This is a genomic window from Candidatus Zymogenus saltonus, from assembly GCA_016929395.1.
GTDB classification, from domain to species: domain Bacteria; phylum Desulfobacterota; class Zymogenia; order Zymogenales; family Zymogenaceae; genus Zymogenus; species Zymogenus saltonus.
In genome coordinates this window covers 62,541-79,332 of the sequence record JAFGIX010000052.1, presented here as the reverse complement: position 1 = coordinate 79,332, position 16,792 = coordinate 62,541, and the positions used below count along the sequence as shown (strand labels likewise).

Genomic DNA, 16,792 nt, shown 5'->3' with positions numbered 1-16,792 from the left:
TGTTTTCTCTGTTTTTACAATACTTTGGAAAGATTTGATGTCCATGATTTACCTTATCATGGTGGCAAATCTTTTACAATCACCTTATATTTTTCCCTCCCCCTCTCTTCACTTCCCCTCCCCTTTCGCCCCCACCCCCTTAAGTAAAGACCCGTTATTCCCGCCGCCCCTCCACATTTATCCGGCGGATCGAGCTTGGTCGGGAATAATAACCGGGTAACCGGGCAGCCGGGATGACCAACGACCATGTCTATCTCAGCGAAGGGTACTGGCCGCTGCCGGCAAACCAGGTTACACCCCTCTTCAGGTCGACGATCTTGATCCTGTCGCTGTCCAAGACCCTCGTTACGCTGTTCTTGTTTACCTTGTCGCCCGTCAGGGTTCCTTCATCCTCCATATCAAGAAGCATCTTGTTCAGCTCGCTCTTGAGGTCCGCCGGGGTGAACTCCATATCCACTTCCTTATCACCTTCGCCCCCCTTTTTTTTGAAGCTCGGAAGGTCCGTCTTGGACATGTAAAAGTATGCGATTCTATCGTCGTCGGGAGAGATCGAGAGGGAAAATATCGGCCCCCCCTCCATGCAAACCCCCTCGATCGATTCGTCGTCGGGATTTATCTTGAATATCCTGCCTCCCTTGGCGTCGTTGTAGGCAAAGAGCGCCTCGTTGGTTTGGCCCAAGAAGCGGGGGAGGGAAAACCCGAGGGGCGAGGCCTCGGTAGGTTTCTCGGCAAACGAGACCTTCTTTATGACTTTTTTGCTTCCGCCGTCTATCTTCCCGAGGACAAGGCGGCTCTCCCCCTCCCCTTCCTCCGTGAAGAGGACGAACTTGCCGTCTGGGGAGACGTCGAGGTCGACCGCGTCGGCGGTGAACAGCTCCTTTGTCCCGGTTCCGTTTCTCTTTACGGTGTAGATGTCTCCGTCCTTGATATAGACGAGGCCTTCCCCGTCATTGAGCCACATGGGGGAGCGGCCGGACGGAATATCGGATATGGATTCTCCACCCGCCGCCCCGACTATCTTGAGGGATGGATTTTCCGTATCCTCCACAAAGGCTATGGCGTCTCCCTCGGGGGATACCTTAAAGGTTGAGACGTTTACGGCCACATCCTCCGATTTCTTAGTCTCGAGGTCGTAGCGCTTCAGCTTTGAGTAGTTGTCGATGTAATAGAGGGAATCTCCCGAGGGGGCCCAAACGACGAAGGAGCCGTGAACCCGGTTGATCCTGTTTTCACCCTTTATGTCCGAGAGGGAGAGGACCCCGTCATTGATAAAGGCTATCTCAAAATCCTCGGCGGAAATTCCCTCTTCATCGTCCTTTTTTATGAAGATGAAGTAAAAGAGTAAAAACAGCAGGAGGAAAACCATAGTGGTAATGACAAACTGTATTCCTTTGTTGTTGCCGTTGCTCATCTCTCTCTCCTTGATTTAATCGAATTTCTTGTTTAATAATCTACTCGCACCTTTTTGGTTGATCCCCCTTTGACTGATGTGACTTAATATAGCAAAAATCAACCTTTGTATGTTAAAATAGGGGTGTCTGATGGTCTTAATCGCCCGGAGCCGGAGTCAAGATCGAAAGGGCATCATATCATAAAACCTTATATCACCTTTAGGGGTTGAAGTCAACCATGGTAATCCCATCGGAAATAAGCGATAAGATAGGTGAATTCTTCGGGGAAAGGGGCCTCCTCTCCAAGACGCTTGTCGGCTACGAATTCAGGCCCGGGCAGATTGATATGGCCGGGGAGGTCCTTGACGCCCTGGTCGAGGGGCGATACTTGATGGTAGAGGCGGGAACCGGAACGGGAAAGACCCTGGCCTATCTCCTTCCGGCCCTCTTGTCCGGCAGGAGGGTCGTGATCTCGACGGGAACAAAGAACCTTCAGGATCAGATAATAGAAAGCGACGTCCCGATAATCGAGAGGGCATATAAATATGAGAGGAAGATAAAGGCGGTGACGTTAAAGGGGAGGAACAACTACCTATGCCAGAGGCGATATTTTCAGTTCATCCGTCAGGGGACTTTAGGATTCAAGGACGACGCCGGCGCCTTTAAGCTTATCGAGGCCTGGGCGAGGAAGACAAAAACGGGGGACAGGGCCGAGATAGAGGGGCTTCCGGATGACTTCGCCCCGTGGCATGAAATATCGTCTTCCTCGGACAGATGCGTTGGCCAAAGATGTTTTCACTTCGACGACTGCTTTGTGAACCGGATGAGGCGTGAGGCCCAGTCGGCCGATATCGTTGTCGTAAATCACCACCTGTTTCTGGCCGATCTCGAGATCAAGTCTGCGGGGGGGATGGGGGTCATACCCAACTACGAGGCGGCCATATTGGACGAGGCCCACAATCTCGAGAAGGTGTCCACCTCCCACTTCGGAATAACGGTCTCCCCGTTCAGGGTGGAAGAGCTGGTGAGGGACCTCCTAAGCGAGATGGAGGCCGAGGGAATATTCAACAAGGACGTCAACAAGGACGTTCAGGACGCCGCCCGTAAGGTGGGGGAGTCCTCGGACGCCTTTTTCGGGGCGTTGATGAAGAAGAAGGGATTTTCGGCCAAGGAAGAGAACGTTAAGCGGAGGATATTGAAGGGCTTCTTTACCGAGGGGGAGATCGAGAAGGCCGAGGTATTGAGATCGAGGCTTCAGATCCTCGCGGACAGGATGAGGGGCCTCATGGGAGACACCGATTCGGCGACTTCCATCGTCAGGAGGGCCGAGGAGATCTCCGATGCGATTAACTTCATCGTCACTATGCCGGATGACGGCTACGTTTTTGTCTGCGAGCGGCGGGGGAGGGGGGTTTTCTTGAGCGCCTTTCCCCTCGATGTCTCCGGGGAGATGAAGAGACACCTGTTTGATCGTGTTGATACACTAATCTTTACGTCGGCGACCCTCACCGTTTCGGGAAAGTTCGACTTCTTCAAATCGAGCATAGGCCTTGACGGCGAGGCCGGGGAGAAGGTGATCCCGGGCGGTTTTGATACGAAGTCTCAGACCCTCCTCTATGTGCCGCGGGACCTCCCCCCTCCGAACAGCGGGGATTTCGCCGAAGAAGTCTCCAAGGCGGTCGAGGAGATTGTCCAGGCGAGCTCCGGGCGCGCCCTGGTACTCTTTACCAGCATAAAAAACATGAGGGAGGTCCACGAAGAGCTGTCGCCCAGGATCCCCTTTGAGACGCTCCTGCAGGGGGAGGCGCCCAGGCATATCCTCCTCAAGAGGTTTCAGAGGGAGGTTTCATCGGTCCTCTTTGCCACCGCTTCCTTTTGGGAGGGGGTCGATGTCCCGGGGGAGGCGCTTTCCGCCGTCATCATCGACAAGCTTCCCTTCGATTCCCCTGCCGATCCGTTGATCGAGGCGAAGATGGAATATCTCGAGAGGGGCGGGATGAATCCGTTCATGGAGTTTCAGCTGCCGAGGGCGGTCATCTCCCTGAGGCAGGGCATAGGACGTCTGATAAGGTCAGACGGCGACAGGGGAGTCTTGAGCATACTTGATTCGAGGCTCTATAAGCGGAGCTACGGAAGGATTTTTTTTGAAAGCCTGACCGAATTTCCAGTAACGGACAGAATAGGGGATGTAAAGGACTTCTTTAGATAGAGAGAACCGTTGTTTTAACGAGGGTAATTTTCCTTGACTAAAACATTAAAGGTAATATATATTTAATAGTAAGGATTTTTTCGGATTTAAAAAACCTATCGGCGATGTGGGTAGGAAAGGAGTAAATCGGAGTAAAAAGGAGTAAAATATGGCTCGTTTAAAGGTAGTTGTAACAGGACCCTTTAACAGCGGGAAGACCCAATATATAAAAACGCTTAGCGAGATCGATGTTATAACCACCGAAAGAAAAATCACGGCAGCAGACCTGGCCTTGATAAAGGAGGAGACAACAGTCGCGATGGATTTCGGCAAGGTGACTCGTAGGGACGACAAGATTTATCTGTTCGGGACTCCCGGGCAGGAGCACTTCCAGATAATGTGGGAGGTCTTGACCGAGAACATGTTGGGTTTTATAGTGATCGTGGATTCCACGGATAAAAGCAGGTTTAAGGACGCAAAAAAGATCATCAAGTTTTTTCTGGATATACTCGAAGAACCCTTTGTTGTGGGGGCAAACAAGCAGGATTTACCGAATGCCCTGTCGGTTGATGAGTTAAGAAAGGAGCTTGATCTTCCCGAAGACGCTCTCATAATGCCTCTGGTGGCGAAGGACAAGGAGAGCGCGGAAAAGGTCCTCGATTTACTGGTTGAGAATATATAATTCTGGGGGATTATTTTGGGCGTATATAAAGCAGATGCGTTGAAAAGATCGGTTCAGGAACTGTGCAGTTCCATAAAGGGCGTAGAGTCCGCGGTGTTGGAGACATACGACGGACTTGTGCTGGCCTCTTCACTTCCAACGGGTCCCGAGGAAGAGATAATAGCCGCCGTATCGTCCGCAACTCAGAGCGCCGTTAACAGGGCCGTAAAGGAGCTGAAACATGGGGATATCCAAAACACCGTTGTTTTGAGCAGCTCGGGACAGATGATATTGACCGACATCGGGGGTAAGGCGCTGCTTGTCATCGTAGCCAAGAGGGACGCAAACTTGGGGCTTATATCCGTATTGAGCCGACGCGCGGCAAGGAACATTATGGAAGTACTTCCCTCCTAAAGGGCCAATATTGGGAAAAAACGAAGACGATATTGTCCTGACTGCGGATTCCATAGTAAGATTAAGATCGCTGGTCACCGAGCGATCAAATATTAATATAAATCTCTATAAGGACGCATATCTTATTCGTAGATTAAAGGTCAGGATGAACGCGGTTCAGTACAGATCCCCGGAAGCATACCTAAATCATGTAGAGAAAAATCCCGAAGAATACAGGAGGCTATTGTCGGCCATAACGATTAATGTGACCAGCTTTTTCAGGAACAAGTCGACATTCGAGATGATCGGGGAAAAGGTTATACCCGAGATCTGTAAAAACAAGATACAGAGAGGGGAAGAAAAGATCACCGTATTGTGCGTTGGATGCGCTACAGGCGAGGAGCCGTACAGCACCGCCATACTCTTTATGGAATATTTTCGCAAGTCCGGAAGGTCGCTTCAATTAAAGGTAATAGGGACCGATGTAGATAAGAAGGCGCTTTTTACGGCGGTAAAGGGCATCTATTCGAACGAAAAGACCGCAAATGTTCCGAAAAAGCTCCTTGAAAAATATTTTGACGTTGTGAAAGATGGTTATCAGGTGACTTCGACCCTGAAAGATGCGGTAATCTTCTTGAAAAAGGACTTTTTTACCCACAGGGTGCAAAGTCGCTTCGATCTTATTATATGCAGAAACCTCCTTATATATTTCTTGAGGTCCTATCAGGAGGTCGTGCAGGAGGGTTTTTACAGACAGTTGTTGCCGGGCGGTTTCTTGGTCCTGGGGAGAACGGAGTCGCTGGTCGGTAACGGGAGGCAGCTCTTTGAGACCGTAAGCATTACCAACAGGGTTTATAGAAAAATATCGAATTAAACTGTTTATTTTTTTATAGCAATTGGTATAATATAAAGGGACTTTTTCTTGTGAGGCGTTAATAGTAAAAAGGGAAAAGCATCGGAGGCTAAAAAAATGAGAATCGAAATCGGATATAAGTTTATTTTTGGCTTTTTAATGGTAATCCTCGTATCTGTTTTGATAAGCCAGTTGGTCGAAAGCGGGGTAATAGGTTTTATTCCCATTGGTTATTTTAGCAGATTCGTCTCCGTCTCCGCATCGATAATCGTGGGTATGGTCATCGGTTGGCTTTTTACTCGGGCTTTTACAAGGGATTTCAGGGAGCTTTCAAGCATAACAGAGCTGATCAGCCAAGGAGACTTGACCCAGTATATAAATATCTCCCACAGAAAGGTCTTCCCCGATGAGACGGTAGATCTCGCAAATTCCATCAACCGGATGTTGGGGAGCCTCAGGGACCTGGTCGGGCTTGTCAAGAGGAACGCCGACAGCGTCTCCGAGTCCGCCCAGTCTCTTTCGGCCTCTGCGGAAGAGATAAACGCCTCCACGGAGGAGATAGCCTCCACGATAGAGCAGATATCCAGAGGTGCCGAGCATCAGGCCGAGCTTGTCGAGCGCACGTCTTCCATCATCAAGGATATCGCATCGAGCATCGAGAGGGTTGCGATGACCGCCCAGGAGCTTTCCGAGTCCTCGGGCAAGAGCCAGGAGGAGGCGAGATCCGCAAATAATCTCGTGGAAAATGCCCTCGAGAGGATGCAGGGAATATTCGGGAACATGGAGTCGATCGGCAAGGGGATGCTGAGCTTCTCGGAGAGGGCCAAGGAGATCGGGAACATCATCGACGTTATCAGCGGCGTGGCCCAGCAGACCAACCTCCTGGCGCTGAACGCCACGATAGAGGCCGCCAGGGCCGGTGAATACGGCAGGGGTTTTGCGGTTGTTGCCGATGAGATCAGGAAGCTCTCGGAGAGCACCACGAAGTTTGCGGAGGAGATAACCGGTATTATAACGGATATAGGGGACGGGAGTGAAGAGGCCGTGAGCGAGATACGCGAGGTCTTGAAAAACGTTCAGGAGGGGCGGGATGTTATAAACTCGGTAATGCAGTCCCTCGGCGGAATAGTCAAGATCGCCCTTGACTCCCTGCACGACCTGAACAAGATATCGGAGCTCTCCCAGAAGCAGGCCGAGGGCGCGGAGGAAATGGTAAAGTCGATAGATGAAATAGCAAGGGTTGCGGAGGACAACGCGGCCTCCACAGAGGAGGTATCGGCAGCCACTGAAGAACAGACCGCCTCCATGGAGGAGATGGCCTCCTCGGCTCAAGAGATGTCGGATACGTCGGAGGAATTGAAAGCGATCGTAGACAAATTTAAGTTGGAACCCGAGGTATAGAAGATGGCGGAGGTCAAAAAGTCCGTTATCTCGGATAGGGGAGCGTCCTCAACCGAGAGACAGATAATAGCCTTCAAATTGGGAGGGGAGATCTTCGGTATAGACATATCAAATATTGAGCGGATAGCCCAGTTTCAGCCGGTTACATTGGTTCCCAGGGCACCGGATTTCATTTCTGGAATAATGAATCTCGGCGGAAGTATCATCACCCTGGTTAATCTTTCAAAGATCTTGAATATTCCGGAGGAGGAAGATGTTGAACAGATAATAATTTTAGAGAACGAAACTATGAACATTGGAATACTGGCCGGATTGGTAACGGATGTTATTACGGTAGATGAGGATTCTCCCGACGAAGGGTTGATAAGGATCGAGAGCAAGGAAAGCAGCTTCGTTTCCGGAGTGTTTAAGGCTACCGATAAGATTGTCAACGTTCTAAATATAAAAAAGATTTTTAATTTTATTGAGAGTTCTTTTGCAGGATCGAGGATAAAATGAGTGTAAAGATATTAGTGGTAGATGACGCAAGCTTTATGCGGACAATGTTGAGCGATATCCTGACGGCGGAGGGATTTGAGATTATAGGTGAAGCGGAAAACGGTGTGGATGCCGTGGAGCTTTACAAGAAGCTCAAGCCGGACATAACTACAATGGATATTGTTATGCCGCTTAAGAGCGGGATTGACGCCGTAAAGGAGATAATTGCGATTGATAAAAGCGCAAAAATAGTTATGTGCAGTGCCCTTGGACAGGAATCCTTAGTTACGGAGGCGATAAATGCGGGGGCAAAGGATTACATAATAAAGCCCTTCGACCCGGAAAAGGTATTGTCGATGGTCAAGAAGGTTGCCGGGGTATAGAAATAGATGCCCCGAGGAAAGCTAGTAATCATCGCCGCTTCAACGGGTGGGCCGAAGGTTGTTATGGATATTCTCTCCCGAATACCAGCGGGACTTCCAGTAGCTATAATTGTTATACAACATATGCTTCCGAAGTTCATAGAATCTTTTTCCAATCGTCTCGCTAATTCTGTAAAAATGGGTGTGAAGACCGGTTCCCGGGGTATGAGAGTGGTAAACGGCGGGATTATAGTTGCGCCGGGCAAGAAGCATCTCGTCCTCGAGAAAGATGGGGGAGAGGTGTTTGTCGCCCTGGATGATTCAGGTCCCAGATCGGGCGTAATACCCTCTGCGGACCTGACCATGATTACCGCGGCCCCCATATACAGGAAAAACCTTATGGGGGTGATACTCACAGGGATGGGAAAGGACGGCATGAACGGCTTTCAAAAGATAAAGGAGATGGGGGGAATCACTGTCGTTCAGGATGAGGAGTCAGCCGTCGTGTACGGAATGCCCGGACAGGCCCTAAACAGCGGTCTCGTGGATAAGATCCTTTCACCGGTAGAGGTTTCCGAGGAGATAATCAGATTTTCCCAGGAGGATCCACCAGATGGATATGTCGAGATATAAAAAGATCTTTATGGAAGAGTCCAGGGAACATCTTAATAAATTGAGCCAGCTCTCGTTGGATCTTGAGAAAGATCCCGGTAACATGGATGTCGTAAACACGATTTTTAGGGAGGCCCACTCCATAAAGGGGATGGCGGCGTCCATGGGGTATCTGCCGATCTCGGAGCTCACCCACAAGGTCGAGGATTTAATGGATTTTGTCAGAAAGGGGGAGATCTCCATATCATCTCAGGTGGTCGATGTCATCCTCAAGTCGGTGGATATACTCGAGTCACAGCTTATGGCCGTTGAAAAGGACGAAGAGCTTGACGTGGGATTGGATGAAATCTTCAATATGATCTCCGAGGTATCTCAGGGGAGGCTCAAAAAAAAGACAGAATCCGAAGATACCACGGAAAAAAAAACGGCTGATGACGAGGAGGACGAGGAGGTATCCGGGCCCAAAGAGGGTCAGTCTATCTTTCTCGTAACGATACGGGTGGATTCTGATCTGCCTAAGGCGAACGTTAAGTCGCTCCTCGGCGTAAAGAAGGTATCCGAGCTGGGAAAGGTGGTGGGGCTGTCCCCTCCCCTGTCCGAGATAAAAAAAGGAGCTTTCACTGGCGAGGTCAGGGTCAAGGTCATCACAGGGGTCAGGGATTACGATATTGAAAGGGCCCTTAAGGAGCTTCCGGACATCTCCGACTTCGATGTAAAGATAATCGAGGAAAGGGAAGTGGACGGCGAGGAGATTACGAGGGAAGATATTCCCGATGCCGCTCATGTTAATCATGTTAAACAGGAGGCGGAGACCCCAAAAGCCGAAAAAGTAGCTCCGAGGGCGGAAACACCTCCCCTCTCTAAGAAAGATGTAGTAAAGAAGGAAGCTCCCCGGGTGGAAGACCTGCTCCCTTCGGGAGAGGCCCTTGCCGAGCTCCCCCGCTCCGTCAGGATAAGCACGAATCTTCTGGAGAGCTTTATTAACCTCGTGGGGGAGCTCTTGATCACCAAGGCGAGGATCTACGAGTCGACGAAAAGCTTCGGGTCGCCCTCGGTGGACGAGTCGGTAAACAGGCTCGAATATCTGATCAGGGAGCTTCACGCAAAGGTCATAACGGTGAGGATGATGCCCCTCGAGAGCATCCTTTCGAGGATGCCCAGGTTGATCAGGGACCTCGCTAGGGAGAAGGGGAAGGAGATAGATTTTTCCATCACCGGAGGGGATATCGAGCTTGACCGGTCGATCTTGGAGGAGCTGACCGACACGCTTGTGCATATCTTCAGAAACGCCGTAGACCACGGCATCGAGTTCCCCGAAGAAAGGGAGAGGATGGGCAAACCCCGCCGGGGCTCCGTGACACTCAACGCCTACAGGGAGCGGGACCTCGTCTTCATCGAGGCCACGGACGACGGCAGGGGGATGGACCCGGAAAAGATCAGGGAAGCCGCCGTGTCCAGGGGAATTATAACGGCGGAGCAGTCCGCGCTGTTGAGCAAAGATGATATCCTCATGCTGTCCTGTATGCCAAACCTTTCCACCCAAAAGGAGGTGTCGGACATCTCCGGCAGGGGGGTGGGCATGGACGTTGTAAAGACTAAGGTCGAGTCTTTGGGCGGAAACATAAAGCTGGAATCGGACATAGGCAAGGGAACAAAAGTCATACTGATTCTGCCCCTGACGGTGGCGATTATTCAGGCCCTTCTGATCTCAGCGGCGGGGGCGACATTTGCCCTTCCCTTGAGCAAGACGATAAAGTCGGCAGAGATAAGAAAGGAATCCGTTCAGAAGAGCCAAAACCAGAGAGTGGTCTTGATAAACGGCGAGATGATCCCCCTTTACAGACTGGTGGACGTTCTCGGGATGAAAAATGGAAAAGAGGAGAAGGAGAAAATCAACATGATCGTAACGGAGGTGAGGGGCAGGCATATAGGACTTGAGGTCGACGAGATTAAGGGGAGCGAGGAGATATTCATTAAATCGCTGGGGAATCCCCTCGAAAAACTCCCCGGCTTTTCGGGGGTCACCGTCCTGGGGGACGGCAGACCGATTTTAATCCTCGATGTAGTAAACCTTTTTTGATTTGAAGACTTGAACATTAGAGAAATTTTATCGCAGAAAGACGAGATCTATAAGGCACATTCGGAAGACGCCGCGGAGAAAACGGCTCTGGCGCTGTCGGATATTTCCGGCGGGCCGGTGAGTGTGGGGAATTCCGTCGTCGATGTCGTGGAAATTGGAAGAATCAACAATCTCTACGGGAATGTCAACGGCAGGATCAGCCTTGTAAAATTGAACGTTCAGGGCAAGCTGAAGGGAGAGATATTTCTTCTCCCAAGTTCGAAGGATGCCGAAGTATTGACGACCGATCTGGCCTCGAGAAGGACCCACGGGGAGATAAGCGAGGATGTAAAAAACTCCGTCCTGGGGGAGATAGGAAATATCCTGGCGGCGACCTATATCACAGCCATAGGGAAATACTTCGGGGACATCCTTATGCCCTCGGTCCCCCGCCTTTCCTTTTTGGAATCCAGCGGCCTGGTTCAGAAGTACATTTCAGAAAACACGGACATTCCAAGCAGGGCCTTGATGATCGCCTGCGATTTTGTCGTGGGTAACGGAAATGTCAGGGTGCCCTTCCTATTTCTCTTAAAGCCGGATTCGATAGATACATTCACAGGGAAAGCATAGATGGACCGAGACGAGCTAAAACGGCTCCTGTCGATGGTTAAAAACGGCGAGATTACGGTGGAAGAGGGATTGGAGGAGCTGAAGGGGCTCCCCTTTATGGATCTCGGTTTTGCCATGCCCGACACCCACAGGGCGATAAGGCAGGGCTTTCCCGAGGTCGTTTTGGGTGAGGGAAAGAGACCTGAGGATATCGCCGAAATCGTAAGGAGCCTCTCCGGCGGAACCAATAACGTCCTTGTTACCAGGGTGGACGGTGAAAAAGCGGCGGTGGTAAGGAAAATAATCCCCGAGATTACGCATCACGAGAGGGCGAGGTGCCTCGTTCTCAAGGTAAGGGAGGTCGAGGAGAAAGGACGCGGCACTATAATGGTGATTTGCGCCGGAACCTCCGATATACCGGTGGCGGAGGAGGCGGTCCTCGTGTGTGAGCTGATGGGAAACCGCACCGAGAGGCTCTACGATGTCGGGGTCGCGGGAATCCACAGGCTCATGTACAGGGGGAAAGACATCAGGTCGGCCAATGTCCTTGTCGTGGTTGCGGGTATGGAGGGGGCGCTTCCGAGCGTCGTCGGGGGAATCGTGGAGCGTCCGGTGGTGGCCGTGCCGACCAGCATAGGATACGGTGCGGCGCTCGGCGGGATATCGGCCCTTTTGGGGATGCTCAACTCTTGCGCCGCTGGGGTGTGCGTGGTAAACATCGACAACGGGTTCAGCGGGGGTTATGTCGCCTCGTTGATAAATCGGTAGTCGACCGATATTCTTGAGAAAGTCCCTTTTTTTATATTTACACGGCGTAAAAGGTCGACTCGAGATGAGGTTATGGGGACGGGCCGGCGTTTATTGTTGTCTTATTTATCTTATATACATCAGGAGTTGATTTTTACCGCAGTGGGGAAAATAGTATACATAGACACATTTTCCGGAATATCCGGCGATATGCTCCTCGGGGCCTTGATCGACGCGGGATTTAACGTCGAGGGGCTTAAGGAAGAGATAGACCGAATGGGGATCGGGGCTGAGCTTCATGTGGAGAGGATAAAGAGGGGATCGGTCGATGCGGTCGACTTTAAAGTATCCTACGACCGGGAGAAAGAGAAGTCGAGGGACTACCGGTCGATAAGGGGGATGCTTGAAGAAAAGATGTCCCCATGTATCGGCAAGGATATCGCCCTTGAGATCTTTGCAATTCTCGCCGAGGCGGAGGCTAAAGTCCACGGGATAGATGTGGAAGATGTTCACTTCCATGAGGTGGGCGCCGTGGACTCCATCGTGGATATAGTCGGCGCGGGTTTGGGCCTCGGATCTCTTAAGCCCACTAAGTTTATCTCCGGGCCCGTGCCTCTGGGCTCCGGATTCGTCGATACACGGCACGGAAAACTACCGGTGCCGGCGCCGGCGACGATGGAGCTCCTAAAGGGGATTCCCGTAAGAAAAACGGACGTGTTGGGGGAGCTTGTGACCCCGACAGGGGCCGCCGTCCTGAAGGCGGTCGTGGATGATTTCGGGGGGATAACCGACATGGTCGTGGAGGAGATAGGTTACGGCGCCGGAGACAAGGTCTTTAAATACTCGAACGGTGACAGCGCCCCCCCGAACCTCTTGAGGCTTATCGTGGGCGCCGAGGGGACTACCGCCTTTCAAAATACCTATTACGAAGACGAGGTTATTGTCGTCACTACAAATATTGACGACATGAATCCGCAATTCTACGAGCCGCTCACGGAAAGGCTCTTTGAGGCGGGCGCCCTGGACGTCACCCTTGCCCCCCTTATTATGAAAAAGGGGAGGCCGGGGACGGAATTGACCGTCATGATGGAGCCGAAAGACTGTCTCAAGATGACCAAGATCGTCCTCTCCGAGAGCACCACATCGGGCGTCAGGTACAGGAGGGAGAGGCGTCTAAAGCTTAAAAGGTGGATCGAGGAGGTGGGAACGTCCCTTGGCCCCGTGAAGGTAAAGTTTACGTCCGACACTAAAAATAAACTCTTCGGGGCACACCCCGAATACGAGGATATAAAAGCCATATCTCAAAAATCCGGCCTTCCCGTCAAAGAGGTCTACAGAATTGTCATCATCGATCTGGAGAGGAATAAAAAGGGAAGAGCCGAGATGGTTAAGTAGAAAAACATGCGGCAAGATCTTATGGAAACCGGCAAGGGAAAGTACACCATACTTGTTGTCGATGACGAGTTCAGCGTCCGAGATATCCTGAGCGATGTGTTGGAAGGAGAGGGGTATAACATCAAAACGGCGGAGGACGGAATCGAAGCCCTTCATATCATCAGGCGGGAGCCGCCGGACCTCGTCATCACGGATATGAGGATGCCGAGGATGGGGGGGATGGAACTTTTGTACCAGATAAACAACCTCAGGGTAAAGATAATCACCATCATGATGACGGGATTTGCGACGGTCGAGACCGCCGTGGAGGCGATAAAGAAGGGCGCCTATGATTATATAATGAAGCCGTTCCAGTTCTCCGATCTTTTAAGGGTAATAGAACATGCCGTAGAAAAGCAGAAGCTGATAAAGGAAAACCTCGAGTTGAAGGAGACCATGGCCCTTTATGATATAAGCATGGCCATAAGCTCCAACCTTCAGCTGGACAGCGTCCTTTCAATGTTCGTGGATGTGTTGTTTAAAGAGGGGGAGGCCGACGCGGTCGGTTTTTGTGTCCTGGACACGTCGATGAAAGACTATAAATACAGACTGGTAAAGGCAAAGGATATGGGAATATCCAGCAGGGTAAATGAAATTATCTATTGGAGAAAGATACTTTCCTTTATCGATGGTAAGGAAGGTATGATTTTCGCCGGTAAAGAGCTGAAAAAGCTCGACGAGCTGATTAAGGATCTTTCCGGTGTCGAGTCGGTCCTTCTGCTTCCCATGAGGATAAAAGAAAAAACGATGGGTTTTGTTGCCCAATTTTCTTTTACAAGGGGATTCATTTTTACCGAGGGGGTCAAGAAATCCCTCATGATCCTCGTAAACAACGTCTCCGTGGCCATCGAGAACGCAAGGCTTTATGAGGATATCGTAAATATTCTGGGAGATACTGTAAAGAGCTTTGCCAAGACATTGGACGTCAAGGACAAATACGCCAGCGGCCACTCCGAGCGGGTAACGAGATATGCCCTGATAATAGCAAAGGAGATGAACCTTCCCCAGGAGGAAATAGACAGGCTCGCCCAGGCGGGCATATTGCACGACATCGGAAAGATAGGAATAAGCGAGTTGGTGCTAAATAAAAACGGGAAATTGGACACGAAAGAGTCCGAGGAGATGAGATCTCACCCGGTGATAGGGAGGGATATACTTGCCCCGATTTCCCAGTTTCAGGATATCGCCGAGATAGTGTATTACCACCATGAGCGATATAACGGGGAGGGGTATCCGGAGGGGCTTGTCGGCGAGGATATACCAATGCTGTCGAGGATAATCGCCGTTGCCGACACCTACGACGCCATGACTTCCACGAGGGCGTACAGGGAGAAGATCGGCAGGGAAAAGACCATCGAGGAGATAAAGTCGAATTCCGGCACCCAGTTCGACCCCAGGGTCGTGGAGGCCTTCCTCAGGGTCGTGGATCGGCTTGACAATGATGACGTTTGCTAATATAATTTTATGGGAGATTGCGGCAAAAAGTGAAAGATTTTTTTATAAAGGCCGCCGCGACCGGCCTGGGGATCGGGTACATCCCCCTTATGCCCGGCACCTTCGGAAGTCTTCTGGGCGTCGGGATATGCCTCCTGTTGAACTTAGGGGGGTTTCCCGTGTACATAGCCGGGGTCGTCGTTCTCGGGATCGCCGCGGTAAAAATATCGGGCGATGCCAACGTCCTCTTCGGGGAGCACGATTCAAAGAAGATCGTGATCGACGAGATAGTCGGCTACCTCGTTTCGATGTTGCTGATCCCGGACACGGTCGAGTATCTCGTGGCTGGCTTTATAGTATTTCGGTTCTTTGACATTTTAAAACCATATCCCGCGGGCATGGTGGATAAAAAGGTGGGCGGCGGCATCGGGGTGGTCCTCGACGATGTGATCGCCGGCGTCTACACCAATATCGTCCTCTGGGCCGTCATCATTGTGAGGGGGGCCCTTTGAGGGGGGAGATAATCACCATTGGAAACGAGCTCCTCTCTGGACACGTGACGGACACGAACGCTACATTCATCGCGGACAGGCTCTTCCAATTCGGAATAGAGACCATTCAAATAACGACCGTCGGGGACGATGAAGTTAGAATAGTCGAATCGTTGAAGACAGCTGTATCCCGGGCCGACGTGGTCGTGGTGACGGGAGGTTTGGGTCCCACGCCCGATGATATTACTTCAAAGGCCGTGGCCAAGGGAATGGGCTTGAGGCTCGTCCTCTTCCCGGAAGCCCTCGATCAGATCGAGGCGAAGTACGAAAAAAGGGGGATAAAGCTGGGACCGGGAGCCGAGAGACAGGCCCTTATGCCTGCGGGATCGGAGATGATCACAAATCCGGTGGGCACGGCCCCGGGCTACCATATCCTTCAGGACGAAAAGCACGTGTTCGTCCTTCCCGGCGTTCCCGAGGAGATGACGGTGATGATGGACCAGGGGGTGCTGACGATTATAGCTGAAAGATTGAGGCGGGGAAGTTTCGTGGCGAAAAAGGTGCTCAAGGTCTTCGGCCTTACGGAGTCCCAGGTCTACGAGCGCGTCAAGGATATCCCGTACGACAGGGACAGGATAAAGGTGGGATTTCTCCCCATATTCCCGGAGAACCACGTCACGATAACCGCGAGATCCAAAGAATCTATGGAGAGAGCCGAAGAGCTGGTGGAGGGGATAGAGAAGAAAATGAGGGTGGAGCTCGGGGAGAGGGTATTCGGCGAGGATGACGAGACCCTCGATATGGTCGTTTCCGGAATGCTCATAACAGGGGGATTGACCTTGGCGGTGTCGGAATCGTGCACCGGGGGGCTCTTGTCCAAGAGGCTCACGGAAGTGCCCGGAAGCTCCGCCTACTTCAAGAGCGGGATTGTGAGCTACAGCAACGAGGCAAAAAGCTACCTTATAGGGGTGGATCCGGTACTCATCTCGACGAAGGGCGCCGTAAGCTCCGATGTCGCCGAGGCGATGGCCCTGGGGGTCAAGAGGAGCGCCAAGACAGATATAGGCATCTCTATAACGGGAATCGCCGGGCCTTCCGGTGGTACCGAGGAAAAACCGGTGGGGACGGTATTCATCGGCCTGGCCTACGACGATGACCGGGGCGCCAAGCGAAAGCGGAGCGAGATCGTCGTCTCAAAGGGATACAAGTTTATCGGTGACAGGGGGAGGATAAGGCTTATCTCGTCGGAGATGGCCCTCGAGTGGCTCCGGCGCTGTCTCCTCGGAAAGAAGGTGTCCGAGGTGGGGGAGAGGTGGAGTCGATAGCATGCGGAGGGGAGAGAACGGGGAGAAGAAGTTTGTGTGAAAATGGGTGGCACAAACCCAGCAGTTTGAAGGAGAACGGCGTTTAGAACGGGCTAAATGAGAATACAGAGATGTCGGAAATTGGATTAAAAGTTTGTAGATAAGCCAGATACGGTGGAAGGGGAGTTTTCACGATTCATCCAAGCATGATGGGGGCGCGAAGATTTTTTGGCGCGAAGATTATTTCAAATATTTATAGACTGTTTTTGTAATTAGTTTTACAATATATGAGGGTCAGGGGATTGTAGGCGGTGACGGCAAACAAGGTAGGGGCCGGAAAGATATTGATAGATGTAGAGATATTGAAGTTATTGGA

The 16,792-nt window shown here is 51.4% G+C and carries 16 protein-coding genes; 15 read left to right on the top strand and 1 reads right to left on the bottom strand.

Annotation, left to right across the window (positions count from 1 at the left end):
- Nucleotides 1–250: 250 nt before the first annotated feature.
- The gene (locus JW984_10335; protein MBN1573581.1) at nucleotides 251–1,411 is read right to left on the bottom strand and encodes a hypothetical protein; all 1,161 of its coding nucleotides are present in this window, start codon (nucleotides 1,409–1,411) and stop codon (nucleotides 251–253) included.
- Nucleotides 1,412–1,629: 218 nt separating this feature from the next.
- Between JW984_10335 and JW984_10330 the strand changes: the two genes are divergently transcribed.
- The 15 genes from JW984_10330 (at nucleotide 1,630) to JW984_10260 (ending at nucleotide 16,437) form a co-directional block, all read left to right on the top strand.
- Entirely contained in the window at nucleotides 1,630–3,600 is a 1,971-nt protein-coding gene (locus tag JW984_10330; protein MBN1573580.1) for an ATP-dependent DNA helicase, read from the top strand.
- A gap of 148 nt (nucleotides 3,601–3,748) precedes the next feature.
- Nucleotides 3,749–4,261 (top strand): ATP/GTP-binding protein, encoded by a 513-nt coding sequence (locus JW984_10325; protein ID MBN1573579.1) that lies wholly within the window; start codon nucleotides 3,749–3,751, stop codon nucleotides 4,259–4,261.
- Nucleotides 4,262–4,276: 15 nt separating this feature from the next.
- Entirely contained in the window at nucleotides 4,277–4,654 is a 378-nt protein-coding gene (locus tag JW984_10320; GenBank protein ID MBN1573578.1) for a roadblock/LC7 domain-containing protein, read from the top strand.
- A gap of 10 nt (nucleotides 4,655–4,664) precedes the next feature.
- The gene (locus JW984_10315) at nucleotides 4,665–5,507 is read left to right on the top strand and encodes a protein-glutamate O-methyltransferase CheR (protein MBN1573577.1); all 843 of its coding nucleotides are present in this window, start codon (nucleotides 4,665–4,667) and stop codon (nucleotides 5,505–5,507) included.
- Nucleotides 5,508–5,603: 96 nt separating this feature from the next.
- Nucleotides 5,604–6,887: a methyl-accepting chemotaxis protein gene (locus tag JW984_10310; GenBank protein ID MBN1573576.1), complete on the top strand. Its 1,284-nt coding sequence runs from the start codon at nucleotides 5,604–5,606 to the stop codon at nucleotides 6,885–6,887.
- Between the two features lie 3 nt (nucleotides 6,888–6,890).
- Complete coding sequence (locus JW984_10305; protein MBN1573575.1) at nucleotides 6,891–7,385, top strand: chemotaxis protein CheW; 495 nt, start codon at nucleotides 6,891–6,893, stop codon at nucleotides 7,383–7,385.
- Nucleotides 7,382–7,747, top strand: coding sequence for a response regulator (locus JW984_10300; protein MBN1573574.1), 366 nt, complete (start codon nucleotides 7,382–7,384; stop codon nucleotides 7,745–7,747). The genes JW984_10305 and JW984_10300 overlap by 4 nt, the downstream gene beginning before the upstream one ends.
- A 6-nt stretch (nucleotides 7,748–7,753) precedes the next feature.
- Nucleotides 7,754–8,359, top strand: coding sequence for a chemotaxis protein CheB (locus tag JW984_10295; protein MBN1573573.1), 606 nt, complete (start codon nucleotides 7,754–7,756; stop codon nucleotides 8,357–8,359).
- On the top strand, nucleotides 8,340–10,418 hold the full coding sequence (locus JW984_10290) for a chemotaxis protein CheA (GenBank protein MBN1573572.1): 2,079 nt from the start codon (nucleotides 8,340–8,342) through the stop codon (nucleotides 10,416–10,418). Before JW984_10295 ends, JW984_10290 begins: the two co-directional genes overlap by 20 nt.
- Nucleotides 10,419–10,427: 9 nt before the next feature.
- Nucleotides 10,428–11,027 (top strand): chemotaxis protein CheC, encoded by a 600-nt coding sequence (locus tag JW984_10285; GenBank protein MBN1573571.1) that lies wholly within the window; start codon nucleotides 10,428–10,430, stop codon nucleotides 11,025–11,027.
- On the top strand, nucleotides 11,028–11,774 hold the full coding sequence (gene larB / locus JW984_10280) for a nickel pincer cofactor biosynthesis protein LarB (GenBank protein ID MBN1573570.1): 747 nt from the start codon (nucleotides 11,028–11,030) through the stop codon (nucleotides 11,772–11,774).
- Between the two features lie 141 nt (nucleotides 11,775–11,915).
- On the top strand, nucleotides 11,916–13,148 hold the full coding sequence (gene larC, locus JW984_10275) for a nickel pincer cofactor biosynthesis protein LarC (GenBank protein ID MBN1573569.1): 1,233 nt from the start codon (nucleotides 11,916–11,918) through the stop codon (nucleotides 13,146–13,148).
- A gap of 21 nt (nucleotides 13,149–13,169) precedes the next feature.
- Nucleotides 13,170–14,642 (top strand): response regulator, encoded by a 1,473-nt coding sequence (locus tag JW984_10270; protein MBN1573568.1) that lies wholly within the window; start codon nucleotides 13,170–13,172, stop codon nucleotides 14,640–14,642.
- A 29-nt stretch (nucleotides 14,643–14,671) separates the two neighbouring features.
- A complete protein-coding gene (locus JW984_10265; GenBank protein ID MBN1573567.1) occupies nucleotides 14,672–15,133 on the top strand; it encodes a phosphatidylglycerophosphatase A in 462 nt (153 codons plus the stop codon).
- Nucleotides 15,130–16,437, top strand: a complete 1,308-nt coding sequence (locus JW984_10260; protein MBN1573566.1) for a competence/damage-inducible protein A — start codon at nucleotides 15,130–15,132, stop codon at nucleotides 16,435–16,437. The genes JW984_10265 and JW984_10260 overlap by 4 nt, the downstream gene beginning before the upstream one ends.
- The last annotated feature ends 355 nt before the right edge of the window (nucleotides 16,438–16,792 follow it).